Source organism: Nonomuraea sediminis (assembly GCF_018531495.1).
GTDB classification, from domain to species: Bacteria; Actinomycetota; Actinomycetes; order Streptosporangiales; family Streptosporangiaceae; genus Nonomuraea; species Nonomuraea sediminis.
Genome location: NZ_JAHDTI010000009.1, coordinates 26,299 through 51,149 on the forward strand (window position 1 = coordinate 26,299; position 24,851 = coordinate 51,149).

The window sequence follows — 24,851 nt, forward strand, 5'->3', positions numbered from 1 at the left end:
GCTTGGGAGCGTGATGGGCATGATGAACCGCTCGATGACGCTCATGATGGCCGCCACGGTCAGCGGGATGCTCGGCTTCTACCTGCTGTTCTCCACCGTCCCGCTGTACGCAGCCGCGGGGGGCGCGGGCGGGTTCGGCGCCGGGCTCGCCACCGGCGCGATGATGCTGTCGACCGTGCTGCTCGAGCTGGCCGTGCCGTGGTTGCTCGCGCGCCACGGCTACCGTGCCGCGCTGGTACTCGGGCTGGTGCTGCTCGGCGCGCCCGCGCTGGCGCTGCCGCTGTCCTCGGCGCTGCCGCTGGTGCTCGCGGTGAGCCTGCTGCGCGGCGGCGGGCTCGGCATCCTGGTCGTCGCGGGCACCGCCCTCACCGCGGAGCTGGTCCCCGCGGAACGGCGCGGCGAGGGCCTGGGCGTGTACGGCGTGGCGGTCGGGATCCCGTCGGTGGTGGGCCTGCCGCTCGGGCTGTGGGCGGCCGGGGCGCTCGGGTTCACCCCGGTGTTCCTGGTGGCGGGGCTGGTGCCGCTGGCCGGGCTGGCGGCGGTGCCGTGGCTGCCCGCGCTGAAGGCCCGGCCGCAGGCCCCGTCCTCCGAGCCGGTGTCGGGGCTGGCGCGGCCCACGCTGATCTTCGCCTCGGTCACCGTGGCCACCGGGGTGCTGGTGACGTTCCTGCCGCTGGCCGGGTCGCCCTCGCTGGCCTCCGTGGCGCTGCTCGTCCAGTCGATCTGCACGCCCGCGGCCCGGTGGTGGGCGGGGCGGTTCGGCGACAGGCACGGTTCTGCCAGGCTGCTCGCGCCGGGGCTGGTGCTCGGCGCCGCCGGGATGGCCCTGCAGGTGTGGCCGGCCGGCGTGATCGCCGGGATGGTGCTGTTCGGCATCGGGTTCGGGCTGCTGCAGAGCGCCACGCTCGCGGTGATGTTCGAGCGCGGCGCGGTCGGCCGGGTCAGCGCGCTGTGGAACCTGGCCTACGACGCGGGGATGGGCGCGGGGGCGGTCGGGTTCGGCCTGGTGGTGGGGGCGACCGGGTACGGGCTGGGGTTCGTGCTCGTCGCGCTCGTGATGGTGGCCGCGCTGCCCCTGGTTCAGCGGGTCAGCTCGACCCCGACGGTGATCTCGTCGCCCAGCTTGTAGCCCTCGAGCAGGTCCAGCTCGTCGCCGCTCCAGAACCTGCCGGGGTCGTACCAGTTCGGGCGGCGGCCTGCGGGCAGCAGGCCCATCGCCTCGTAGGTGACGGCCACCACCTCGGCGCAGTAGGCGCTCTCCAGCGTGCGGTCGCGCAACCGCCTGCGCAGTTGCGGCACCCTGCCCCTGGCCCAGCGCGCCGCCAGCCGCGCGGTCGACGGGAACGGCGTGCCGTCCAGCCTGGCCACCGTCCTGAGCGCGGCGTCCTCCATCCCGGCGGTGGCGGTGGGCTCGAGCTGGCGCAGCCAGGCCCGCTGGCCGTAGCGGTCGGCCCAGACGGTCACGGCCTCGCGCAGGTCGTGCAGCTGCACGCCCCGGTGGTGGGTGCCCGACCACAGGTCGAGCAGCGACTTGCCGAGCTCGGCGTGCCACATCATGGGTGGCATGTCCTCGACCACGATGGCCATGCCCACGTGGTTGACGGGGCTGTTGGTCATCGTCTGGATCGCCCGGTCGGGCACGGACCGTCCACGGAACACCCACAGGTCGCCCGTTCTGGTCAGTTCGACCGCCTCATCGAGAGTCAGCACACCGCTAGCCTAAGCACATGCGACGCTGGTGGAAGATTCTCGGGCTCGCCGGGGTGGCGGGGGTCGCCGCGACCGGAGTGGCCATCGCGCGGGCCGAGCGGCGCCGCCGCGCCTACACCCCCGAGGAGATCCGGGTACGGCTGCGCAGCCGCGTCGAGCCTGAGCCCGAAGACCGCGACTAGTAGACGAACACCACGTCAGCCTGAAGGCCGCAGTTCGTAGACGAACACCACGTCGGGGTAGGCGGGGTTGTCGTCGTAGCCCTGGATGCCGCCCAGGTAGGCGCGCTGGTAGTTGACCACCCACGGGAAGGCCGCGACCGCCTTCTGGTCCAGGACCCGGGTGGTGGCCTGCTCGAAGGCGTTCTGCGCCGCCCCGCGGTCGGTGACCGTCAGCTCGGGCAGCGAGTCGAGCAGCGCGTCGGTGCCGGGGTCCTTCAGGTAGGTCAGGTTGAACACCGGCGGGTTCATGCTGTGGAAGACGTTGGCGAACCAGGAGTAGCCGTCGGCGTAGTCCGGCCACCAGTACATGACGAAGATGTCCTGCCCGCGCTTCTTGCCCTGCTCCCACTGCGCGTTCCAGGGCATCGCCCGGTATTCGAGCGTGACGTTGAGCTGCTTGAGCGCCATCTCCAGGTGGGTGGCGAGCAGGCGCTGGTCGGTGTCGCCCTCGGCGTAGGTGAGCGTCAGCTTCAACGGCTTGCCGCCCGGGCCGTAGCCCGCCTGCTTCAGCAAATCCGCCGCGCCCGCCAGGTCCTGCTGCGGCACCCGGTCCGGCACGTAGCCGAGCAGGCCCTCGGGGACGACGCCGCTGGCCGGTGACACGGCGCCGCGCAGCGCGGCGACGATGCCGCGGTAGTCGACGGCCTTCTGCACGGCCCGCCGTACGCGCACGTCCCGCATCGGGCCGCCGGCCGTATTGAACAGCAGCATCGCCGTCTGGAACGACTGGCGCTGCGACGTGCGCACGCCCGGGGTGGCCTTGGCCCTGGCGTACAGGCGCGGGTTGAGCCGGTGGGTGAAGCTGACCTCGCCGCGCAGCAGCAGCCGCCAGGCCCGGTCGGGATCGGGCACGACGCGGAACTTGACCGTCTGGTAGTGCGGCTGATCCCATCCGCCCCAGTAACCCGGATAGGCCTTCAGCGTGAGCTCGTCCTCCTTGCCCTTGCGCCAGGTCGAGACCGCGTACGGGCCCGAGCCCGCGTCCCTGCCCGTGGCGAACCACTTCTTCAGGTCCGGTGCGGCCTGGGTGTCGAAGACGTAGGCGGCGTAGGTGGAGGAGGCGACCAGGTCGAGCGGGACCGCGTACTTGAGCGTGAAGGTGACCGTGAGCTGGTCGTCGGCGCGGATGCTCGAGACCGCGTCCCAGATGTAGGAGGCGCCCGCCTTGGACTTGATGGTCCGCTCGATCGAGGCCTTGACGGCCGCCGCGTCGACCGGCCTGCCGGTGTGGAAGGCCATGCCCGGGCGCAGCGTGAACGTCCACGTCTTGCCGTCGGAGCTGGAGTGCCAGGAGGTGGCCAGGCGGGGAGCGGCCTTCCTGGTGACCGGGTTCCAGATGGTCAGCGTCTCGTAGACGTTCTGCAGGGCGATGATCTCGTTGGAGTAGGAGGTGCTGGGGTCCCAGTCGCTGATCACGTCCAGGTTCTCGACGAAGACGAACGAGGAGTCGCCCGGGGGTGCCTGCCGTACCTCGGCAGTCGTGGTCGCACAGGCGGTGACCAGGATCAGCAGCGCGGCGACCGCGGCTAGACGACGGCGCAACGCATCTCCCTCTGTAACGCGATGTATGCGAAACCTACTCCAAGATCGCCCCCAGAGCCTAAAAGTCCCGAAAAATAGGGAAATTCGGAGATCGGCTTGCTATTCTCAGTGACTGTCCCGTCCGGGGTTGCCAGCAGGGGACCGACCGGAATGAGGTGCCATGGCCCGCAGCCGAACGATCCGATTGAAGATCATCGGGTTGTTGCTGGTGCCTCTGGCATCGATGATCGTCCTGTGGGGGATCATCACCGCGGTCACCGCCTCGGAGAGCCTCCAGCTACGCCAGTACAAGACGCTCTGGACGAACCTCCGCCTCCCGGCCTACAAGGTGATCAACGAGCTCCAGCGCGAGCGGCTCGACTCGGCCCGCCTGCTGCGGACCGGTACCGAGGCCACCAAGGCCGCCACGGCCGAGCAGCGTACCCGCACGGACGCGGCGGTGGAGGACTACCGCCAGAAGTCGGGGCTGGCCAGGGACACCTCGGAAGATGTCCGCAGGCAGGTCGATGCGACGCTGACGCAGCTGAACAGGCTCGACATCATCAGGGGCGAGGTCGACGCCAGCGTGTCCAACCGGATGCAGATGGTCGACGCCTACAACCGGATCACCGACACGCTGTTCGGGCTGCACCGGCGGATCGCCTTCATCGACGACATCCCGATCTACGAGCAGTCGCGCGTGGTGATCGACACCGGCTACGCCAAGGAGCTGCTGACCAGGGAGCAGGCGGTGGCCGCCGGGCCCACCACCGAGGCCGAGCGCAACTACTTCACGCAGATGGTCGGCAACCGGCGCTTCCTGATCGACCAGGCGCTGACCGAGCTCGACCCGAACCTGCGCGACACGCAGGTGGCGCTGATCACCTCCCCCGCCTACCAGCGGATGCGCGTGATGGAGGACCAGATCATCGCCGGCGGCACGCCGCGGAACTGGCTGCGCGCCTCCGCCGCGATGGTCAGCTCCTTCGACACGGCGCAGATGCAGGCCAGCTCGCTGCTGTCGGTGCGGGCCGAGCCGGTCGCCGACTCGGTGCTGAACCGGGCGTTCCTGCTGGCCGGTGCCTGCTTCCTGCTGGTGATCGTGTCGATCGCGTTCTCGCTGCGGATGGGCACGCGGCTGTCGAAGGAGCTGGGCGCCCTGCGGCAGGCCGCGCTGGAGGTGGCCCAGGAGCGGCTGCCGCAGGTCGTGGCCAAGCTGCGCCAGGGCGAGAAGGTGGAGGTGCCCGAGCTGTCGGTGCCGACCACCACCGCCGAGATCGACGACGTGGGCCAGGCCTTCTCCACCGTCCAGCAGACGGCGGTCGAGGCCGCCGTCGGGCAGGCGCAGCTGCGTGACGGCGTCGGCCACGTCTTCCGCAACCTGGCCAGGCGCAGCCAGACGCTGCTGCACCGGCAGCGGATCCAGCTGGAGGGCATGCAGCACCGCACGACCGACCCGCACGCCCTGGACGACCTGTTCCGCCTGGACCACCTGACCACCCGGATGCGCAGGCACGCGGAGGGCCTGATCATCCTGTCCGGAGCCACCCCCGGCCGCGGCTGGAGCAAGCCGGTGCCCATGCTCGACGTGGCACGCGGCGCCGCCGCCGAGGTCGAGGACTACCAGCGGGTCACGGTCGAGCCGATGCCCGGGCACCGCCTGGCGGGACCCGTCGTCGGCGACGTGATCCACCTGATCGCCGAGCTCATCGAGAACGCCACCGTCTACTCGCCGCCGCACACGCCTGTCGCGGTCCGCGGCGAGGTGGCGGCCCGCGGCTTCGCCATCGAGGTGGAGGACCGCGGGCTCGGGATGAGCAAGGAGGAGCTGGCCGGTATCAACGAGCGGCTGGCCAGCCCGCCGGAGTTCGACCTGGCCGACAGTGACAGGCTCGGCCTCTTCGTCGTCTCCCGCCTGGCCGCCAGGCACGACATCCGCGTGACGTTGCGCGGTTCACCATATGGAGGGACCACTGCCATCGTGCTGATCCCGGCAGAACACGTGAGCGAGCCGCCGCGAGAGTCGGACGGTCACGCCAAGGACCCCGGCGCTCGTCAGATGCGGGCGGTGCCCGGTGAGTGAAGAGAAGAAGGACGAGCGCTGGCTCGACGAGGACGCGGGCCCCATCGTCCCCGCGTACTTGCTGACCCGCGGCAGGACCATCCCCGCCAGCGAGGCCATCGACCTGATCGCGGTCATCATCACCGCGGGCGGGCTCACGCCGCCGGTCGGTCTCGGCCCCGAACACCTGATCATCCTGCAGAAGTGCACGAAGCCGACCCGGCTCGTCGACGTGGCGGCGGAGCTCAACCTGCCCATCGGCGTGGTGCGCGTGCTGGTCGGCGACCTGCACGCGCAGAAGCTGGTCCAGGTGGAGCTGCCGCCGCCCGCGCCGGACGCCAGCGTGCTGCTCGAGGTGATCAGCGGCCTGAAGGCACTGTGACAGGCGTCTCCTGCGGAGCCCGCCTGTTCAGCACCCCCGACATGCCCGCCGACAGCGCGCCGAGCAGCGCGCCCAGGGCGGCGACGGCGAACACCCACTCGTAGCCGCCCTCCCCCGGCACCGCGGAGACGATGGCCGCCAGGACCGTGCCCGCCGCGCTGCCGCCCACGATGCGCACCAGCGCGTTGATCCCGGCCGCGGCCGCGGCCCTGTCGGCGGCCACGTGCTCGACCGCCATCGTCCCCAGCGCCGAGTAGCCGAGCCCGAGCCCAAGTCCCAGCAGCGACGAGCCGATGTAGATGTCGGCAGGGCTCGTGTGCTCCAGCGCCAGCCACAGCGCGCCGAGCGCCGACACCACCGAGCCGCCCGACACCACGAACGAGGCCGAGTACCTGGCCACCACCCGCCCGATGAACAGCGAGAGCACCAGCATGAACAGCGTGGTCGGCAGCAGGTAGACGCCCACCTGCAGGGTCGAGGCGCCCAGATCCGCCTGGGTGTGGTTGGAGATCGCGGTCATGCAGAGGAAGAAGGAGAACCCGATCAGGGTCGAGGCCACGGTCGCGCCGACCGTACGCCTGTCGGTCAGCATGGACAGCTGCACCAGCGGCTCGGCCGTCCTCCGCTCGACCAGCACCCAGACCACCGCGAGCAGCACGGCGCCGGCGAAGCTCCCGATGGTCGCGGCGGACGTCCAGCCCCAGGCCCTGCCCTGGCTGATGCCCAGGAGCAGCAGCACCAGCCACCCGGTCAGCAGCGCGGCGCCGGCCAGGTCGGGCCGCCCCCGCACGGGTGCCGCACCGTCATGGACGAAGACCAGCACGAAGGCGCCGGCCACCATGGTGATCACGGCCGTCACCCAGAACACGCCGTGCCAGTCGCCCACCACGCCGGACAGGATCATGCCGAACCCGCTGCCGAACCCCATCGTGGCGCTCAGCACCCCGATGCCGGTGGCCATCCTCTCGCGCGGCAGCACGTTCCTGACCAGGCCGACCGCCAGCGGGAACAGCGCCGCCACGAACCCCTGCAGGACCCGTCCCACCATCAGCCACGTGTACGAGGGCGCCATGGCCGCGACCACGGACCCGATCACGAGCAGGACGAGGGCGGTCACGATCATGCGGCGCCTGCCGTACATGTCGCCGAAGCGGGACATCAGCGGGGCGGCCACGGCGCTGACGAGCAGGCTGATCGTCAGCGTCCAGCTCGCGGCGGGCAACGAGACGCCCAGGTCCTTCTGGAGCACGGGCAGCAGCGGGACGACGGCCGTGTTCTGCAGGGCCGCGATCGAGGCGGCCAGGGACAGTGCCACCACCCCCGGCCAAGGACTTCTCGCCATGACGGCTCCTTAGGTAACTTAGGTAAGTAACAAGGCGAGATATTACATACCTGAGTTAGGTAAGCAAATAGATGGACGAGCGGCTCACGGGCACGGTGGCGGCGTTTCGCCAGATCATCGCCACTCTCAGGCGCGAAAAAATGGCCGGAGGGCTGAGCAGGGCGGCCGGCATGCCACTCGACCAGCCTGACGTGCAGGTGCTGGTCTATCTCCTGGACGCGGGCGAGCCCCGCAGGGTCGGCGCGATCGCCGACGGGCTGCAGGTCGCGGGCCCGCACGTGACCAGGCACGTGTCCGCTCTGGAGGGCCGGGGGCTGCTGGAGCGCGTCCGCGACCCCGAAGACGGGCGCGCCTGGCAGATCACGCTCACCTCCGAGGGCGACAAGGTCGCCCAGCAGTGCGTGGAGCTCACCACCGCCTGGTTCGGCGCGGCCATGGCCGACTGGCCCGAGGAGGACCGCGACGAGCTGCTGCGGCTGCTGACCAAGCTCAACACCGACGTGACCGAGCACATCCAGCGGCAGCGGGTCAACTGACCAGCACGTCCTCCGCCCGGTGACAGGCCACCCGCCGTCCTTCCAGCTCTCTCGGCTCGGGCGCCCGCTCGCACTCCGGTACGGCCAGCGGACACCTGAGCCGGAACGAGCACCCCGTCGCGGCCTGCCTGGCCTCCGTCTTCCCCGAGGCCGCCGGAGGCTCCCCTCCGAGCCTGGGCACGGCGTCGCGCAGTGCGCGGGTGTAGGGGTGCGCGGGAGACTGCAGGATCTGCTCGGTGGGGCCCGACTCGACGACGCGGCCCGCGAACATCACGTGCGAGGTGCGGCACAGGCGGTCCACGACGGCCAGGTTGTGCGTGATGAGCAGCCGTCCCGTGTCCAGCCCGGCCAGCAGGTCGAGGATCCTGGCCTGCACGGTGACGTCGAGCGCGCTGGTGGGCTCGTCGAGGATGAGCAGGCTCGGGTTGACCGCCAGGGCTCTGGCGATGACCACGCGCTGGCGCTGGCCGCCGGACAGCTGGTGCGGCTTCCTCGAGGCCTGCTCGGGGTCCAGGCCGACCTGGGTGAGCAGCTCGGCGACGCTTCCTCCTGCCGGGTTGAGCGACAGGCCCTCCTGGATGGACGTCGAAACGCGCATGCGCGGGTCCAGGGATTCGGCCTGGAACACGGGCTGGACTTCCCTCCGGAAGGCCCGCATGTCCGCATTTTTCAGGTCTTGCTCGCCGTACCAGATATTTCCGGAGATGGGACGGAGGAGGCCGAGGAACGCCCGGGCGAGCGTGGTCTTGCCCGAGCCGCTCTCCCCGATGAGCCCCACTCCGCCCTCGACGATGTCCAGGCTGACGTCGTGGACGACCAGCGTCCGGCCGTACCCGATCGTGACCCGCTCGGCTCTCAGGCTCGTCACGGCAGGGCCTCCAGCAGCTCGCGGGTGTAGGGGTGGGCCGGGTCCGCCAGGACCTGGGAGGCGGGGCCCGACTCGACGACCTCGCCGTCCTTCATGACCAGCACCCTGTCGGCGATCGTGGACACCAGCGCCAGGTCGTGCGAGACCAGCAGCAGCGCCAGGTCCCGCTCCTCGCGCAGGCGGCGCAGCACGCCCACCACCTCGGCCTGCACGGTCACGTCCAGCGCGCTGGTGGGCTCGTCGGCCAGGATCACCTCCGCGCCCAGCGCGATGGCCAGCGCGATCGCGAAGCGCTGCGCCTGGCCGCCGGAGACCTCGTGCGGGTAGCGCCGCAGGATCGCCGGATCGAGCAGGACCGCCTCGACGGCCTCGCCCATGACCCGGTCGTCCGACGCGAGGCCGTGCAGCTTCAGCGCCCGCCTCATCAGCGTGCCCAGCCGGGTCGTCGGGCTGAGTGCGGCCTGGGGTGACTGCATCACCAGCGCCACCCGTGCGCCGCGCAGTTCCCTGAGCCGTTTCGCGGGAGCCTGCAGCACGTCGACCCCGCAGACACTGATATTTCCTGACACGTCGGCGCCTTCGGTCAGGCCGAGCAGCGACAGCAACGTGGTCGACTTGCCCGACCCGCTCTCGCCCACGATCGCCACGCACTCCCCCGCGCCCACCTCGAGCGCGGGGACGCGGGCCACCGTACGCCCGCCGTAGGAGACCGTGAGGTCCCGCACCGAGATCACTTGACCGCCACCCTCCGGGGATCGAGGGCGTTGCGCAGCCCCTCGCCCAGCACGTTGAAGGCGAAGGCCGTCACCAGGATGGCCAGGCCGGGGAAGGCCACCACCCACCAGTTCGTGGTGAACAGCGACTGGCCCTGCTCCACCATCAGCCCCCACTCGGCCGTCGGCTCCTGCGCGCCGAGCCCCAGGTAGGACAGGGCGGCCGAGGTGAGGATCACGCCTCCGGCGTCCAGCGAGACCTGCACGAGCACGGGCGTGAGCGAGTTCGGCAGCACGTGCCGGAGGATGATCTTGGGAGCGGGCACGCCCAGGCAGCGCGCGGCGTCGACGTAGCTGCGCGTGGCGATCGAGGCCGCCATCGACGCCCCCAGCCGGGCGTACCAGGGCCACCAGGTCACCGCGATGGCCAGGATGACCGTGGTCACACTCGGCTGCAGCACCACGGCCAGCGCCAGCGACAGCAGCAGCGCGGGGAAGGCCAGGAACACGTCCGTCACCCGCATGATCACATCGCGCACCCAGCCGCCCACGTAGCCGGCCACCATGCCCAGCGTCACGCCGACCAGGGCGGCCGCCACCAGCACGGCCACGGCGACGAACAGCGAGGTCCGCCCGCCGTACAGCACCCGGGTGAAGACGTCGCGGCCGACCTGGTCGGTGCCGAACCAGTGCGCGCCGCTCGGCCCGAGCAGGCTGTCGACCGGCTTCACCTCGTCGACCGGGTAGGGCGCGATCAGCGGCGCGAACACCGCCGCCAGCACCACCAGCACGATCAGCACCGCGCCGACCGCGGCGAAGCGGTCGGGGATCCTCGGCAGGCTGCGGCGAAGCCGTACGGTCACCTGGCCCTCGCTCTCGGGTCGACGACCCCCTGCAGCAGGTCGACGACCAGGTTGGCCAGCACGTACACCAGCGCGACCAGCAGCGTCACGCCCGCGATGGCCGGGGTGTCGAGCGACCTGATCGACTCGGCGGCGTACCGCCCGAGCCCGGGCCAGTTGAAGACCGCCTCGACCAGGAAGCCGTTGACGATGGCGTAGGCGAAGACCAGCGCGATCAGCGACAGCACCGGGTTCAGCGCGGGCCGCAGCGCGAAGCGGGTCAGGATGGACGTCTCGCCGAACCCGAGCGCCCGCTCGAGCCGCGCGTGGTCCTGACCGGCCTCCTCGATCAGCGCCGCCCTGGTCATCTGCGCGATCACCCCCGCCGGGTAGGCGGCCACGACCAGCGCGGGCAGCACGAGGTGGTGCAGCGTGCTGGTGAAGATCGGCCAGTTGCCGGTGATGAGCGCGTCCACGACCGTGATGTTGGTCCACAGGGTGAGCGGGCTGGAGGTGTCGAGCGAGGAGTCGTACTCCCCCGCCACGGGGAACCAGCCGAGGTTGCTGGCGAAGACCGTCTGCAGCGTCAGCGCCAGCCAGAACACCGGCACCGACACGGCCAGCATGGACGTCATCCGCACCCCGAAGTCGGGAAAGCGCGTCTTGTAGCGGGCGGCCAGCACCCCGGTCGGGATGCCCACCACGACCGCGATGACCAGCGCCGACCCGACCAGCTCGAGCGAGGCCGGGAAGGCCAGGTAGAGGTCGTCGAGCACGGGCTGGCGGGTGTGCAGGCTGATCCCCCAGTCGCCGCCCGCCAGGTCGCGCACGTAGTTCCACAGCTGGACGGGGATCGGGTCGTCCAGCCCGAACTGCCTGCGCGCCGCGGCGAGCTGCTCGGGCGAGGCCTTCGGCCCGGCGAAGGCCACCGCCGGGTCGCCGGGCACCAGCCGCATGATGACGAACGTGAGCGCGACCACGCCGGCCACCACCAGGAGAGCCTGGAGCAGCCGGCGGGTCAGGTGACGCAACACGGATCAGCCGGCGGACTTGAGGTCGTAGAAGAAGACCACGTTGGGATAGGCGGGGTTGTCCATGTAGCCCTGCACCTTGGCCGACAGCGCCCGCTGGTAGGTCTGCACGTACGGCACGGCCACCGCGGCCTGCTCATCGATGATCTTCTTCTGCAGGTCGGCGTAGGACATCTCGGCCTTGGTCCTGTCGGTGGCCGTCAGCTGCGGAAGGCCGTCGATCGCCTGGTCGATGGCGCCGTCCTTGAGGTAGGACAGGTTGAACTGCGGCTTGTCCGCGCTCCTGAACACGTTGACGAACCAGGAGTAGGCGTCGGCGTAGTCCGGGTACCAGTACATGACGAAGATGTCCTGGCCCTGCTTCTTGCCCAGGTCCCACTGCGCGTTCCAGGCCATCGGCTTGGCCTGCAGCTCCACGTTGAGCCTCTTGAGCTGCTCGCTGAGCAGCGTGACGAGCAGCTTCTGGTCGTCGTCGCCCTGGGCGTAGGTCATCTTCAGCTTCAGCTGCGGCAGGTCGGGGCCGAAGCCGGCGTCGGCAAGCAGCTGCTGCGCCTTGGCCAGGTCCTGCTTGGGCTCGAGCCCGGCGGCGTAGCCGAGCAGGCCCTTCGGGACGAGCCCGCTGGCCTTGGTGCCCGCGCCCTTGAGCGCCGCGTTCAGCCCGTCGTAGTCGATGGCCGCCTGCAGGGCCTGCCGTACCTTGACGTCCTTGGCCGGGCCTGAGGCGGTGTTGAACAGCAGCAGCAGGTTCTGGAACGAGGGGGTCTGCGAGGTCTGCACCCCGGCGGTGGTGCCCGCCTGGGCGAACAGCTGCGGGTTGAGCCGCTCGACGAAGCTGACCTCGCCGCGCTGGAGGAGCTGCCAGGCCGTGGTGATCTCCGGGGTCACCCGGAAGGCGACCTTCTTGTACTGCTCCGGCTTCCAGCCGCCCCAGTAGCCGTCGAAGGCCTTCAGCGAGAGCTCGGTCTCCTTGCCCTTCTGCCAGGTGTCGATCGTGTACGGGCCGGTGCCGCCGTCCTTCTTGCCGTCCTTGTCCACGCCGTCGGGGTCGTAGATGTAGGCGGCGTAGCCGGAGGAGGCGATCAGGTCCATCGGGGCCGCGTACTTGAGCGTGAACTTCAGCGTCTGCGGGTCGGGCGTGTCGATGGTCTTGACGGCGCCCCAGATGTAGGCGGCGCCGGAGTTGGCCTTGATCGTGCGCTCGATGGCCTTCTTGGCGATCGTCGAGTCCAGCGCGACGCCGGTGTGGAACTTCACGCCCTGGCGCAGCTTGAACGTCCACTCCTTGCCGTCGGTGGAGGAGGTCCACTCGGTGGCCAGGCGCGGCTCGGGCTTCTGGATCTGGGCGTTGTACCTGGTCAGTCCCTCGTAGATGTTCTCCATCGCGATGATCTCGTTGGAGTACGAGGTCGCCGGATCCCAGTCGGTGACCACGTCGAGGTTGGGCGCGTAGACGAACGTGGCGTCGTTGGCGCTCGCGCTCGTGCCGGTGCTGGTGCTGGTGCTGGTGCTATTCGTGGGCTTGGGAGTGCCGCCCGTGCCGCGCACCTGGCCGCCCGCGCACGCGGATGCGGTCAAGGCCACGGCACCGGCCACCCCGGCGACGAGCAGACGCTTGTGCCAGCGCATGTGGGGGGATCCTTTCGAGTTGTCACCGGGCGAGAGGTCCGGCGGCTTTGACGTGTACCCGAACTGCGGGCTCGGAGAGGTAGCTGAGCGGCACCTCCAACAGGTCGACGATCTCGACCTTGTCCGGATCCGCGCCCGCCGCCACGGCCCGGGCCGCCGCCTCCTCCTTGGCCCTTTCGATCGCTTTTGATCGGGTTTCGCCCGCAGGCAAGATCGTATCCACTCTGCCGCTCGCCAGGGCTATGGCCGCGCCGACGGCATTGGCGACTTCGGCGTGCTCGGGGCGGATCACGCCACTCACGCCGGGGATCTCACCGGGCAGCAGGAACGCGCCGCCACCCACCGCGACCAGCGGTCGGTCCGTCCGGCCGAGAGCGACCCTGTCGACGGCGTCGACCACCATGTCATCGGCCAGGGCTGTCGCCCTTTCCAGAGTGTCGCGGATTTCTTCCGACATGTCGGGCACGTTCCACATAGGCGCGCGGCCGGCGTAGGCGGCGGCGTCGGTCATCGTGGGAGTCGTCCCGCCGAACACAAGTGCCCTGTCGACGATCTCGTAGCCGACGGAATCGGGTCCGATCCCCCGCGGCCTGACGACGGTGCCGCCGCCGAGTGCGATCGCCAGGATGTCCGGCATGCGGAAGTTGGTGAGCACGCCGCCGATCTCCACCGCCGCGGCCGACTCGCGCGGGAATCCGCCCGCCAGCACGCCCAGGTCGGTGGAGGTGCCGCCGACGTCGGCGACGATCGCCTCGCGCACGCCCGACAGGTAGGCCGCGCCGCGCAGCGAGTTGGCCGGTCCCGAGCCGATCGTGGAGACGGGCAGCTTCCTGGCGTGCTCCAGCGTCATCAGCGTGCCGTCGTTCTGCGCCAGGTACGGCACGGCGGGCAGCCCCCGCTCGGCGAGCGCGCCGACCAGCGCCTCGGTCACCTGGGTGGCCACGCCGTACAGGGCGGCGTTGAGCACGGTGGCGTTCTCGCGCTCCAGCAGGCCGAGCGAGCCGATCTCGTGGCTGAGGCTGACCGGCAGGCCGTACTCGCTCTTGACCAGGTCGGCGACCGCCAGCTCGTGCTCGGCGTCGGCCGGGCTGAAGATGCTGGTCACGGCCACGGCATCGGTAAGCACCTTGTCCAGAAATTTCCGGACACCATCGAGGTCCGGGGCATTGATCGCGCGGCCGTCCACGTAGTGCCCGCCACGGATCATCGTCTCCCCCGCGGACACCGTCGCGCGCAGGTCCGCCGGCCAGTCGGACAGCGGCGGCACCGATGTGGCGGCGGGGGCGCCGAGCCTGATGACCGCGACCCTGCCGAGGTTGCGGCGTTCCAGGATGGCGTTGGTGGCGTGGGTCGTGCCGAGCATGACCCGCGTGACCCGATCTATCGGGATTTCTCCGATGACGGCGTCGAGTGCCTGCTTGAGTCCCTCGGTGACGTCCGGGGTCGTGGGCCGCTTGGCCTTGGCCAGCACCCGGTCGGCGTCGTCGAGGACGACCGCGTCGGTGTTGGTCCCGCCGACGTCGATCCCGATCCTCATGCGCTCAGCTCCTCGATCGGCACGTAGTCCAGGTCGTAGCCGAAGGCCCGCGGGCCGGCCGTCTCCAGGCCCCTGGGCGTGCGCCACAGCGGGTCGCAGGGCCAGGCCAGGACGCTCACCCGCTGGCCGTAGCGCAGGCCCTCGGTCTGTACGGCCGTCGCCGCCTCGGTGTCCACCACGGTGATCAGGTCGGGCACCATCGCCCTGACGCGGCCGTCCTCGACGGCCACCAGGTTCTCGTTCTGCAGCTCCAGGGTCAGCGTGCGGCCCTTGTCGGCGCCGGTGCCCTCGATCCTGGCGGTGCCCCTGACGAAGCCGCCGGTGGTGCGGCGCTCGACGTCGGTGAGCTTGCCGGTGATCAGCCTGATGGCCTGCAGCGTCCTGCGCAGCGCCTCGAGCGGCTCGCGGGTGTGCTCGGTCGATCGGCCGACAGTCAGGGCGCGGGTGACCGTACCCTCGATGACCGCGCCGCGCGCCTGGGCGGCGGTCAGGACGTAGTCGGCCATCAGCGCGCTCGACCCCATCGCCACGCACACCGCCCTGGCGATGCGCTCCGACCACAGGCCGTCCATCGGGCGGATCGTCGTGACGTTCCCCACCACGTCCGACATGATCACCAGGTCGGCGGGCAGCCCGGCGACGTACATCGAGACCATCTGGACCTCGGGGAAGGCCCTGCCCATGCCGTCGGCGTCGAGCAGCGGCAGGCCGAGCTGGGCGGCCCAGGCCACGGGGGCGACGCCGTTGGACCCGCCGATCTCGGAGGACATGACCGCGGACGGGCGGCGGCCGAAGATCCGCTCGATCTCCTCGGCGATGCGCAGCGGCTCGTCCTCGCCGTGGATCATCTCATGGCTGACCGTGGGCGCCCCGATGCCCGACAGCGGCACCACCAGGGCGTCGTCGTCGAGGTCGGACAGCTCGATCAGCGGCACGGGCCCGTGGGCGTCGATCGCCCGCACGGCCGCCAGCGCGCCGGCCCTGACGTCACCGCCTCCACCGGTGCCTAAAACCGCACAACCCCGGGCAAGGGCGGAAATATCGTCTCTTGTCATCTCCATATGGCGTCACAACCAAGCACAAGCCACCTCATTCCGCCAGTCCGGCATTTGTTGCGGACCCGACTTATCCCCGTGAACTGCCGTTTCTCTGTGTCGAGCGGGTGGGCGTTGCGATGCTTGGAGCCCATGTCCGACGCTCTGGAGGCGTTCCGCCGCGTTTCGGCGCTCGCCGCGGAACATCGCGCCGATCTCGACGCCGCGGCCCGGCTCATGTCCGCGCACGCCTGGGTCGGCGGCGGCGCCCCGCACTTCGCCGCCTCCCTGGCCACCCAGCGCGGCTCTGTCCAATCGGCGCTCGCAGTCGCGCTGGCCGCCCTGGCACGTGAGGCGGTACGGCAGGGCGACCCGGAGCCGGGGCTGCCCGACCTGGCGACGCCCGTCGTGAGCACCGAGGAGACCTCGCGTGGTGTCGAGGCTGCAGCGGTGGCCGCCCTGGTCGCCGCGCTCGAGGCCGCCGCGCCGCGGCTCTCGCACGTGGGCACCCGCGTGCGCGGCGAACTGGCCGCGCTGTCGCTGCCCGCCTCGCCCGGCTGGACGATCTCGCGGGCCGGCGAGTGGGCGGCCACCCAGGCGCCCGATCTCCGGCGGCGGCTGGCGAAGCTGCGGGCCGCCTGGATCCCCGCCGACGTGGTTGCCTTCGACCTGTTCGGCGCCTACGCGGCGCCGGGGGATCCCGACGTGCTGCTCGCCAGGGTGGCGCGTGGTGACGCGGGGTCGCTGGAGCAGTTGCTCGGCATGCGCGACGCGGCGCTGCCCACCCGGGTCAACGCCTGGTGGCGCGGGCTGTCATCGACGATCCAGCAGCGGTTGCCGGCCATGCCGGGGTTCGGGGCGCTGAACGGGCTGCCCGCGGCCGTGCGCGACCAGGCGAACCGGGCCGTCCACCCGCTGGAGCTTCCGGTGCTCCTGCTCGGCTGCTCCAAGCGCCTGGTCGTCGCCTGGGGCGATCCTGACACGGCCGACGTCACGCTCACCTACGTGCCGGGGGCCGACGACCTCGAGCGCGCCCGGCTGCTGTGGGAGCGGACGCGGGCGGTCGCCGGGTCCCGCACCGTCGCCTCGATCGCCTGGCTCGGCGCCGGAGCCGTCGAGAGCGACGCGCAGGAGCTGGCGGCCTTCACCGACGCGCTGGCGGCCGTCAGGGAGCCCGGGCGGCACGTCGTCCTGGCTCAGGGGCCCGGCTGCCCGGTCGTGGCCCGGGCGGTGCTGCTGCGGCCGCGCAAGCTCGCCGACGAGGTCGTCTTCGTCGGCGGATCCAGGGAAGACCGTTCCGGCCACTGGGTCCCCCACTCCGTCTCCCTGCTCGACCTCGGGCGCATCATCATGGGCGACCGCCAGGTGCCGATCTGACTACCGTGGAAGGCATGCGGATTTCTGTCGCGGCCGACAGCCTGGACGGCGTGGCCGAGCGGGTCGTGGACGAGCTGCGCCGGCGCGGCCACGAGGTGGTGACGCACGGCGCGCTGAACGCCGGCGAGCGGGCCGACTGGGCGTGGGCGTGCGAGGCCGCGGCGCGCGACGTCGCAGAGGGCCGCGCCGACCAGGGCGTCGTGTGCTGCTGGACCGGCACGGGAGCCTCGATCGCGGCCAACAAGGTGCCGGGGATCCGGGCGGCCCTGTGCGTGGACGCCTACACCGCCGACGGCGCCCGCAGGTGGAACGACGCGAACGTGCTCGCGCTGAGCCTGCGTCTGACCTCCGAGATCGTGCTCGGGGAGATTCTGGAGGCCTGGTTGGCGGGCGAAGCTAGCACCGATGGCACAGATCGTGCCAATATCGAGCACATTGCGAGGCTTTAAAGTTTCCTGTGAATCCGGTAGGTCTTATCGGATGGCGCTTACTCGTATTACCGCATACCCGCTGGGCACCATGGGCGTTTCCGCCTTCGTCATGTGGCAACTCCTCGAGAAGCTGCCGGACGGCGATCCCGACGAGGTCCGGGAGGCCGCCAGGGTGTGGCGCCGGGTCGCCGACAGGATCGACCAGAGCAGCCGCGACATGGGCCCCGTGGCCGCGAACGTACTCAAGGACAACAACGCGCCGGGCTTCGCGGGTTACTGGAACGAGGACTTCGCGCCGTTCCCCCCGCACGCCTCGGCTTACATCCGCCGCCTGGCCGATGCCCTGGACAACTACGCCGAACTGCTCTGGCACACCCAGAAGACGATCATCGAGATGGCCATCATCTCCTACCTGGAGATGTTGATGTTCATGCTCTGGCCGGAGATCGGCGCCGGGCCCATCAAGTGGGCCGCGGAGCGGCTCAAGAAGAGGGCCAAGGCGAAGCTGCTGAAGAAGATCCTCGAGCGGTACGCCACGTCGATCGTCGGCAGCGCCTTCTTCGCGGTCGCCGACCAGGTCATCGTGGACGGCGTGAAGCTGTCCTTCGGCCAGCCACTGGACTCGTGGGGCGACCAGTTCAAGACGATGGCCAAGAACTTCGCCGCCTGCATGGTGTTCTACGGCGTGGACCAGAAGAAGCTGAAGTTCCTCAGCAAGATCCTGCCGAAGAGCGAACAGTGGAACAAGTACGGGGAGTTCATGTACGGCTCGGTCATGTTCACCACGGCGGGAAACCTGCTGAACGACCCCGGCGCCGTCACCGATCCGTGGCATCTGCTGCCGACGTGGCAGCAGATGATCGGCAAGTTCATGGTCGGAGCCGGTCAGCGAGGCGAGAAGTGGAGCCGTCACTGACCGGCTCCTCTCACCTCAGGCCGTCGAGGAAGCGGCCCGCCTGGTCCACATAGGGCGCCAGCGCCTCGGACATGCGTTCCGTCACCTTGGCCGTCACGTCGCTGGCGGCCAAGGTGGCCGCCTCGACGATCGCCTCCGCCAGCGCGTCCGCGCCCATCCGCAGCGCCCGCGGGTCCAGTCGCAGCCCCGCGAGCACCCCGGTGGGCAGCGCCTCCGCCCGTACCTGCCCGTCCGCGGCCTCTCCGTGGCCGCGGATGGCGGCGACCTCTTCCTGCGCGTCCTCCAGCGGCCTCACCTCGTCGCGGAACTCGCCAAGCAGCCGCCCGAACTCTCCCTCGAAGTCCATCCCCACTCCCTCCTTGACATGTTTTACCGCTAGGTAATGTAGGTTTTACGCTGTCATGGTGCCATCACCCGAGGAGAACCCGGGCCCCTTGTCAGGGACCTTCGGCAGTGCGGCCATGGTCGACCAGTTCGCCAGGTCGACACTCACCGCCATCAGCCGGAGCCGATCGGCGATCCCCTGGTAGGCGTCCTCCATCGCGTGCACGTAGGACTTCGCGTTCTTGTCGGCCTTGCCGTACCCCTCTTTGAACCTCTGACCGTTCTCGTCACTGCCGGCGATGTCGCCGATGCGCTCCAGCACATCGAACAGGGCGTCGGTGTCGGCGGTGAAATGCGCCTTTTCCAGGTCGAAGAACCTGGCGGCATCGGTCAGGTCGCTGTTGGTCTGTCTGAGTTCCTCTTCATCTCTCGGTGCCATCGGGCCCCCTCCGGGTCCTTCCTCCGAAATGGGAGGTTTGTCAGCTTAGAGCGTTGTATATCGCTAATCTCTTACGTTGACCATCGTCAATTGTGAACAGGGCGTCACACGAGACTTCGTCTTCCTCACTCGCACCGATCGGAGAGGTGAACGACGGCTCCTTCGTCCAGGGGAGGGAAATCGTCGGCGGCGCCGTCTATGGTTCTCGTCATGAACGACGTGGTCCTGCGCGGCGGCACCCCGTGGGGGCTCGGCTCGCCCGCCGACATCCTCGTCAGCGACGGCCTGATCACCCACGTCGCCCCCGGCATCGACGCCCCCGGCGCGCGCGAGATCGACCTCTCGGGCAACCTCGTGCTGCCCGGCCTCGTCGAGAGCCACTGCCACCTCGACAAGACGCTGTACGGCGGGCCGTGGGTGCCCCACTCCGCCGACGACACGCTGGCCGGCCGTATCGGCAACGACCTGCGGCGCCGGGGCGAGCTCGGCGTGCCCAGCGTCGAGCGGATCTCCGCGCTGCTGGAGACCATGACCCGATTCGGCACCACGCACGTCCGCACGCACACCGACATCGATCCCGAGGTGGGGCTGCGCGGCGTGGAGGCGGTCCGCGAGGCGGCCTCGCGCTCACCGGCCGACGTGCAGCAGGTGGCCTTCCCGCAACACGGCGTGCTGATCAATCCGGGCACCGCCGAGCTGCTGGAGGAGGCGCTCAAGAGCGGCGTCGAGGCGATCGGCGGGCTCGACCCAGCCGGCATCGACCGCGATCCCGTGCGCCACCTCGACCTGATCTTCGGCCTGGCCGAGCGCTACGGCGCCCACGTCGACATCCACCTGCACGACGGCGGGTCGCTCGGCGTGTGGGAGCTCGAGCTCATCATCGAACGCACCCGCGTCCTGGGCCTGGGCGGCCGGGTGACGGTCAGCCACGCCTACGCCCTCGACGACGCGGCCGCCGCGCGGCTGGCCGACGGCCTCGCCGAGGCGGGCGTCGCCCTGGCGACCGCGGCCGTCTACAGCTTCCCGGTGCCGCCCGTCAAACGCCTGCGGGCGGCGGGCGTGACGATCGCCTGCGGCCACGACGGCATCCGCGACCTGTGGGGTCCCTACGGCAAGGGCGACATGCTCGAGCGCGCGATGCACCTGGCGTACCGCAGCACGTTCCGCCGCGACGAGGACGTCGAGCTGGCCCTGGAGGCCGCCACCCACGGCGGCGCCCGCGCCCTCGGCCTCACCGGCTACGGCCTCACCCCCGGCAACCCGGCCGACCTCGTCGCCGTCCCCGCCACCACCCCCGCCCAGGCCGTGATCACCCACCCACCCCGCACCCTCGTCATGAAATCCGGCACCCCCCTCCACCCCACCCCCTGACCACCCATGCCCACCACCCCACGCCCAAGGCACCCGCTCCCGCGCTCACACCCCCCGCACGGGAGCACGCCACAGCGCCCACGGCGCGCTCGCGTCAGCGCTCGACACCACGACGCCCACGCCCGCACGCCGCAGCACACCACCTCGTGCGCAGAGCACGCCACGGCGCACACGACCTGGTGCTCGGGACGACGCCACAGCGCCCCCACGCCCGTGCCCGCACGAACGACAGCACGTCACAGCGCACAACGCGCTCGCGTCTACACACGGCACCACACCACGGCACCCGTACACGCACCCACGCACGGCACCACAGCCGCGCACGCGCACGCACGCACGCACGACAGCACTCCGCAGCGCACACCACGCGCTCGCGTCTACACACGGCACCACGCCACGACGTCCGTGCCCGAGCTCGCACGCACGCACTCACATCACGGCGCACAACGCGTGCTCTCACCTATGTGCGCGCTCTCACCGTTTCGTGCTCACAACGCACGCCACGGCACCCGTTCCCCGTGCTCTCGCCCTGGTGCGGGAGCAAGGGGACAGGGCACACCACCCCGCACTCACGGGACACGCGCCCAAGGGATACCGAGTCATGCCGGGCCCCGGGCTCCTGGTCCGGGCGTGCGTCCCGGCGTGGCACTCATGCGGGGTTGTCGTGGTGGGGCGTGGGTGCGGGTGGCGGGCCGTACAGGTGCGGGGTGAGGTAGGTGTGGCGGTCGTGAGTGGCGGCGGGGTCCTGCACAATTGACCGGCGGGGACCATCGAAAGGCAGGCAAGTGCTCTCTATTCACCAGCGGATCGCGGAAGAGCTGGGCGTACGCGAGGGGCAGGTGGGAGCGGCCGTCGAGCTGCTCGACGGCGGCGCCACCGTGCCCTTCATCGCCCGATACCGCAAGGAGGCCACCGACGCGCTCGACGACGCGCAGCTGCGCACGCTCGAGGAGCGCCTGCGCTATCTGCGCGAGCTCGAAGAGCGCAGGGCGGCGATCCTGGAGTCGATCGAGTCGCAGGGCAAGCTCGACGACGAGCTGCGCGCGCAGATCATGGCGGCCGAGACCAAGGCCCGCCTCGAAGACATCTACCTGCCCTACAAGCCCAAGCGGCGTACCAAGGCGCAGATCGCTCGCGAGCTCGGCTTGGAGCCGCTGGCCGACCAGCTGCTCGCCGACCCGGAGCTCGACCCTGTCGCCACGGCGGAGGGGTTCGTCGTCGAGGGCGTGGCCGACGCCGGGGCGGCGCTGGAAGGCGCCAGGGCGATCCTGATCGAGCGCTTCGCCGAGGACGCCGACCTCATCGGCGGCCTGCGCGAGCAGCTGTGGAACCGCGGGCAGCTCGTGTCGAAGGTGCGCGAGGGCAAGGAGGAGGCGGGGGCCAAGTTCTCCGACTACTTCGAATTCGGCGAGCCGTTCACCAAGCTGCCGTCCCACCGGATCCTGGCGATGTTCCGCGGCGAGAAGGAGGAGATCCTCTCCGTCGCGCTGGAGCCCGACGACAGCCCCGAGTACGAGATGCGCATCGCCTCCCGGTTCGGCGTCGCCGACCTGGGGCGCCCGGCCGACAAGTGGCTGAACGAGACCGTGCGGTGGGCCTGGCGCACCCGCATCCTCGTCCACCTCGGCCTCGACCTGCGGATGCGGCTGTGGCAGGCGGCCGAGGACGAGGCGGTCAGGGTGTTCGCCACGAACCTGCGCGACCTCCTGCTCGCCGCTCCCGCGGGCACCCGCGCGACCATGGGGCTCGACCCCGGCCTGCGTACCGGTGTGAAGGTGGCCGTGGTCGACGCCACGGGCAAGGTCGTCGAGACCAGCACGATCTACCCGCACGAGCCGAAGCGGCAGTGGGACCAGTCGCTGGCCGTGCTGGGCGCGCTGGCGCAGCGGCACGGCGTCGAGCTGATCGCCATCGGCAACGGCACCGCCTCGCGCGAGACCGACAAGCTGGCCGGTGACCTGGTCAAGCACATGCCGTCGATCACGAAGGTGGTCGTGTCAGAGGCGGGCGCCTCGGTCTACTCCGCTTCGGCGTACGCCTCGCAGGAGCTGCCCGAGCTGGACGTGTCGCTGCGCGGGGCGGTGTCGATCGCGCGCAGGCTGCAGGATCCGCTCGCGGAGCTGGTCAAGATCGACCCCAAGTCGATCGGCGTCGGGCAGTACCAGCACGACCTGGCCGAGACCAAGCTGTCCCGCTCGCTCGACGCCGTGGTCGAGGACTGCGTGAACGCCGTCGGCGTCGACGTCAACACCGCCTCCGCGCCGCTGCTGACCCGGGTGTCGGGCATCGGCTCGACGCTGGCCGAGAGCATCGTGCGGCACCGCGACGCCAACGGCCCGTTCCGTACGAGGGGCGCGCTGAAGGACGTGGCACGGCTGGGGCCCAAGGCGTTCGAGCAGTGCGCGGGCTTCCTGCGCATCCCCGGCGGCGACGACCCGCTGGACGCCTCGAGCGTGCACCCCGAGGCCTACCCGGTGGTGCGGCGCATCCTGAGCTCGGTCGGCTCGGACCTGAAGGTGCTGATCGGCAACACGGCGACGCTGCGGTCGATCAAGCCCGACCAGTTCACGGACGAGACGTTCGGACTGCCCACGGTCACGGACATCCTGCGCGAGCTGGAGAAGCCGGGCCGTGACCCGCGTCCCGCGTTCCGGACGGCGACGTTCAAGGAGGGCGTGGAGAAGATCTCGGACCTGGAGTCCGGCATGATCCTCGAGGGCGTGGTCACCAACGTGGCCGCGTTCGGAGCCTTCATCGACATCGGGGTGCACCAGGACGGGCTGGTCCACGTCTCGGCCATGTCCAGGAACTTCGTCAAGGATCCCCGCGACGTGGTCAAGCCCGGCGACATCGTGCGGGTCAAGGTCCTGGACGTCGACATCCCCCGTAAGCGCATCTCCTTGACCCTCCGCCTCGAGGACGAAACCGACGCGCGCTCTCGCAGCGCCGACACCGGCGGACGCGGTGCCGGTCCTCGCGACCGCAAGGACGGCGCGCAGGGTCGTGGTGACGGCGGGCAGCGCGACCGGGGCGAGGGTCAGCGTGGCCGAGGTGAGGGCCAGCGGGGCCGGGGCGACGGCGGCCGGGCGGGACGCCCGGACGACGGGCAGCGCGGCCGGGGCGACCAGCGCGGCGACAGCGGTCGCGGACGTGACGGCGGACGTGGCGACAGCGGACGTGGCGACAGCGGACGTGGCGACAGCGGTCGCGGCGATGGCGGTCGCGGGCGTGACGGCGGGCGGCGCGACGGCCAGGGCGGCCGCGGCGGCGACCGTCGTGACGGCGGACGCCGCCAGGACCGGCAGGCCCCCACGGGCGCGATGGCCGAGGCCCTGCGCAAGGCGGGCCTCACCGGCGACGGCTCCTGATCGCCGACGACCCCGGGGCCCTGGTTCTCGCACCCTGGTCCCGGGGTAGCGTCGGAGTGTGAGTAGTGAAGTGGTGGGCACGACGATCACCCAGGCGCGCGACCTGCTCAGGTGGCGTTCCCCGTTGCGGACCGAGCTGTGGGCGTCCCGCCTGACCACGACGTGGGGGCAGGACGAGGGCGAGGACTTCGTCGAGGGGCTCGAGCGGACCGGCAGGCCCGAGAGCAGGCTGGCGCTCGCGGCGCTGGCCGCCGTCGGGGCGATCCCAGGTCGCGAGGACCCTGGCGTGCCGGACTGGGCGCTGCGGATGGGGCGGGTCTCCTGCGAGGGCGCCTGGTACGGCAAGGCCGACCCGTACGGCGAGCAGGTGCTGGGCGCGCTGGCCTTCCGCTACGAGAACGGCAAGGAGCCGCACGTCCTGGTCGTGGGCATCGACCAGGTGCACGGCGGCCTGGCGGTGGACGCCGTGGTGGAGGAGCCGAAGTTCCTCGACGACCTGGACCTCGCTCCGGCCTCGCCCGGCACGGTGGCGGCCCGGGTTCTGGAGGCGTTCCGGCGGACCGACAGCGTCCTCGGGGCCGAGGTGGCCGAGACCTTGCCCGCCGTACGGCATCTCGCGATCGCTCGGGCGCGCGCCGTCCAGGCGAGCGGCGCCGCAGATCGTGCCGTCCCGGCGGACGGCGGCGCAGATCGCGTCGTCCCGGCGGACGGCGCTGCAGATGAGGAAATGTCGGGATTCGTGCTGCCGGAGGTGCCGGGAGCGCGGGAGGCGTTCGAGGCGCTGAAGGAGTTCCTGGGGGATCGTCCGTTGTGGTGGAGTCCTGACAGGGCCGGCCGGTTCCTGACGTCGTGGCTGCCGCGGGAGGCGATCCTGAGCGACGAGGCGATCGCCGCGATGCCGGAGGTGCTGCGCGCCTGGACGGGAGACAGGCCGGAGATCCTGCGCCGGATCGACGCCGACGCTGCCGGACTGCCCGAGCTCATGGCCGACGAATCGCTCGCGGGGTTGCGCAAGCGCCTGGCCCAGCAGGAGAGGTAGGACCCGAGCGGTACGGCGGGGCGGCTATGCTGCGCAGTGGCATATGTCGCGACCCTCAAGGGAGATCTGCAGGATGTACAAGGAGTTCGCTGTCGAGGCCGTGGTGTGGATCGTCCCGGTCGCTGTGCTCATCGGCCTCGCCCTGATGATCACGGCGTAGC

At 70.8% G+C, this 24,851-nt stretch carries 23 protein-coding genes; 11 read left to right on the forward strand and 12 right to left on the reverse strand.

What is annotated here, in order from left to right; all coding sequences use genetic code 11:
• Positions 1-19: 19 nt before the first annotated feature.
• On the forward strand, positions 20-1,129 hold the full coding sequence (locus KIK09_RS31740) for an MFS transporter (RefSeq protein WP_214323096.1): 1,110 nt from the start codon (positions 20-22) through the stop codon (positions 1,127-1,129).
• On the opposite strand, the gene KIK09_RS31745 is transcribed toward KIK09_RS31740, so the two are convergent.
• Complete coding sequence (locus tag KIK09_RS31745; protein WP_214323588.1) at positions 1,081-1,707, reverse strand: hypothetical protein; 627 nt, start codon at positions 1,705-1,707, stop codon at positions 1,081-1,083. The two genes, KIK09_RS31740 and KIK09_RS31745, sit on opposite strands and share 49 nt — an antisense overlap.
• 20 nt (positions 1,708-1,727) lie before the next feature.
• Here KIK09_RS31745 and KIK09_RS31750 point away from each other — a divergent pair, with 20 nt between their 5' ends.
• Positions 1,728-1,892 (forward strand): hypothetical protein, encoded by a 165-nt coding sequence (locus KIK09_RS31750; protein WP_214323097.1) that lies wholly within the window; start codon positions 1,728-1,730, stop codon positions 1,890-1,892.
• 15 nt (positions 1,893-1,907) lie between these two features.
• On the opposite strand, the gene KIK09_RS31755 is transcribed toward KIK09_RS31750, so the two are convergent.
• Positions 1,908-3,473 carry an ABC transporter substrate-binding protein gene (locus KIK09_RS31755; RefSeq protein ID WP_214323098.1) on the reverse strand — a complete coding sequence of 522 codons (1,566 nt, stop codon included), beginning with the start codon at positions 3,471-3,473 and terminating at the stop codon, positions 1,908-1,910.
• A gap of 160 nt (positions 3,474-3,633) precedes the next feature.
• Here KIK09_RS31755 and KIK09_RS31760 point away from each other — a divergent pair, with 160 nt between their 5' ends.
• Complete coding sequence (locus tag KIK09_RS31760) at positions 3,634-5,535, forward strand: sensor histidine kinase (RefSeq protein WP_250574112.1); 1,902 nt, start codon at positions 3,634-3,636, stop codon at positions 5,533-5,535.
• Positions 5,528-5,896, forward strand: a complete 369-nt coding sequence (locus KIK09_RS31765) for a DUF742 domain-containing protein (protein WP_214323099.1) — start codon at positions 5,528-5,530, stop codon at positions 5,894-5,896. Before KIK09_RS31760 ends, KIK09_RS31765 begins: the two co-directional genes overlap by 8 nt.
• Here KIK09_RS31765 and KIK09_RS31770 read toward each other — a convergent pair.
• Positions 5,874-7,238 (reverse strand): MFS transporter, encoded by a 1,365-nt coding sequence (locus KIK09_RS31770; protein WP_214323100.1) that lies wholly within the window; start codon positions 7,236-7,238, stop codon positions 5,874-5,876. The two genes, KIK09_RS31765 and KIK09_RS31770, sit on opposite strands and share 23 nt — an antisense overlap.
• 71 nt (positions 7,239-7,309) lie before the next feature.
• On the opposite strand from KIK09_RS31770, the gene KIK09_RS31775 reads away from it, so the two are divergent.
• Positions 7,310-7,774, forward strand: a complete 465-nt coding sequence (locus tag KIK09_RS31775) for a MarR family winged helix-turn-helix transcriptional regulator (protein WP_214323101.1) — start codon at positions 7,310-7,312, stop codon at positions 7,772-7,774.
• Here the strand turns inward: KIK09_RS31775 and KIK09_RS31780 are convergent.
• Genes KIK09_RS31780 through KIK09_RS31810 form a run of 7 tightly spaced genes read right to left on the reverse strand, consistent with a single transcriptional unit; the run spans position 7,767 to position 15,452 of the window.
• On the reverse strand, positions 7,767-8,642 hold the full coding sequence (locus tag KIK09_RS31780; protein WP_214323102.1) for an ABC transporter ATP-binding protein: 876 nt from the start codon (positions 8,640-8,642) through the stop codon (positions 7,767-7,769). The two genes, KIK09_RS31775 and KIK09_RS31780, sit on opposite strands and share 8 nt — an antisense overlap.
• Positions 8,639-9,376 (reverse strand): ATP-binding cassette domain-containing protein, encoded by a 738-nt coding sequence (locus KIK09_RS31785; protein WP_214323103.1) that lies wholly within the window; start codon positions 9,374-9,376, stop codon positions 8,639-8,641. The genes KIK09_RS31780 and KIK09_RS31785 overlap by 4 nt, the downstream gene beginning before the upstream one ends.
• Positions 9,373-10,218, reverse strand: a complete 846-nt coding sequence (locus tag KIK09_RS31790; RefSeq protein ID WP_308164392.1) for an ABC transporter permease — start codon at positions 10,216-10,218, stop codon at positions 9,373-9,375. Before KIK09_RS31790 ends, KIK09_RS31785 begins: the two co-directional genes overlap by 4 nt.
• Positions 10,215-11,231: an ABC transporter permease gene (locus KIK09_RS31795; RefSeq protein WP_214323104.1), complete on the reverse strand. Its 1,017-nt coding sequence runs from the start codon at positions 11,229-11,231 to the stop codon at positions 10,215-10,217. The genes KIK09_RS31790 and KIK09_RS31795 overlap by 4 nt, the downstream gene beginning before the upstream one ends.
• Positions 11,232-11,234: 3 nt before the next feature.
• Complete coding sequence (locus KIK09_RS31800) at positions 11,235-12,854, reverse strand: ABC transporter substrate-binding protein (RefSeq protein WP_214323105.1); 1,620 nt, start codon at positions 12,852-12,854, stop codon at positions 11,235-11,237.
• Between the two features lie 22 nt (positions 12,855-12,876).
• Positions 12,877-14,391 carry a hydantoinase/oxoprolinase N-terminal domain-containing protein gene (locus tag KIK09_RS31805; protein WP_214323106.1) on the reverse strand — a complete coding sequence of 505 codons (1,515 nt, stop codon included), beginning with the start codon at positions 14,389-14,391 and terminating at the stop codon, positions 12,877-12,879.
• On the reverse strand, positions 14,388-15,452 hold the full coding sequence (locus KIK09_RS31810; RefSeq protein WP_308164393.1) for an S-methyl thiohydantoin desulfurase family protein: 1,065 nt from the start codon (positions 15,450-15,452) through the stop codon (positions 14,388-14,390). Before KIK09_RS31810 ends, KIK09_RS31805 begins: the two co-directional genes overlap by 4 nt.
• A 126-nt stretch (positions 15,453-15,578) precedes the next feature.
• Between KIK09_RS31810 and KIK09_RS31815 the strand changes: the two genes are divergently transcribed.
• The 3 genes from KIK09_RS31815 (at position 15,579) to KIK09_RS31825 (ending at position 18,149) form a co-directional block, all read left to right on the forward strand.
• A complete protein-coding gene (locus KIK09_RS31815) occupies positions 15,579-16,802 on the forward strand; it encodes a hypothetical protein (protein ID WP_214323108.1) in 1,224 nt (407 codons plus the stop codon).
• Between the two features lie 14 nt (positions 16,803-16,816).
• Complete coding sequence (locus tag KIK09_RS31820; RefSeq protein ID WP_214323109.1) at positions 16,817-17,251, forward strand: RpiB/LacA/LacB family sugar-phosphate isomerase; 435 nt, start codon at positions 16,817-16,819, stop codon at positions 17,249-17,251.
• 70 nt (positions 17,252-17,321) lie between these two features.
• Entirely contained in the window at positions 17,322-18,149 is an 828-nt protein-coding gene (locus KIK09_RS31825) for a WXG100-like domain-containing protein (protein WP_214323110.1), read from the forward strand.
• A 10-nt stretch (positions 18,150-18,159) separates the two neighbouring features.
• Here KIK09_RS31825 and KIK09_RS31830 read toward each other — a convergent pair whose 3' ends face one another.
• The gene (locus KIK09_RS31830; protein WP_214323111.1) at positions 18,160-18,495 is read right to left on the reverse strand and encodes a YbaB/EbfC family nucleoid-associated protein; all 336 of its coding nucleotides are present in this window, start codon (positions 18,493-18,495) and stop codon (positions 18,160-18,162) included.
• A gap of 45 nt (positions 18,496-18,540) precedes the next feature.
• Positions 18,541-18,912 carry a hypothetical protein gene (locus tag KIK09_RS31835; protein WP_214323112.1) on the reverse strand — a complete coding sequence of 124 codons (372 nt, stop codon included), beginning with the start codon at positions 18,910-18,912 and terminating at the stop codon, positions 18,541-18,543.
• Positions 18,913-19,122: 210 nt separating this feature from the next.
• Between KIK09_RS31835 and KIK09_RS31840 the strand changes: the two genes are divergently transcribed.
• The 3 genes from KIK09_RS31840 (at position 19,123) to KIK09_RS31850 (ending at position 24,690) form a co-directional block, all read left to right on the forward strand.
• Positions 19,123-20,283 (forward strand): amidohydrolase, encoded by a 1,161-nt coding sequence (locus KIK09_RS31840; protein ID WP_214323113.1) that lies wholly within the window; start codon positions 19,123-19,125, stop codon positions 20,281-20,283.
• Positions 20,284-21,068: 785 nt separating this feature from the next.
• Entirely contained in the window at positions 21,069-23,651 is a 2,583-nt protein-coding gene (locus KIK09_RS31845; protein WP_214323114.1) for a Tex family protein, read from the forward strand.
• A 58-nt stretch (positions 23,652-23,709) separates the two neighbouring features.
• Positions 23,710-24,690 carry a hypothetical protein gene (locus KIK09_RS31850; RefSeq protein WP_214323115.1) on the forward strand — a complete coding sequence of 327 codons (981 nt, stop codon included), beginning with the start codon at positions 23,710-23,712 and terminating at the stop codon, positions 24,688-24,690.
• Positions 24,691-24,851: the final 161 nt, after the last annotated feature.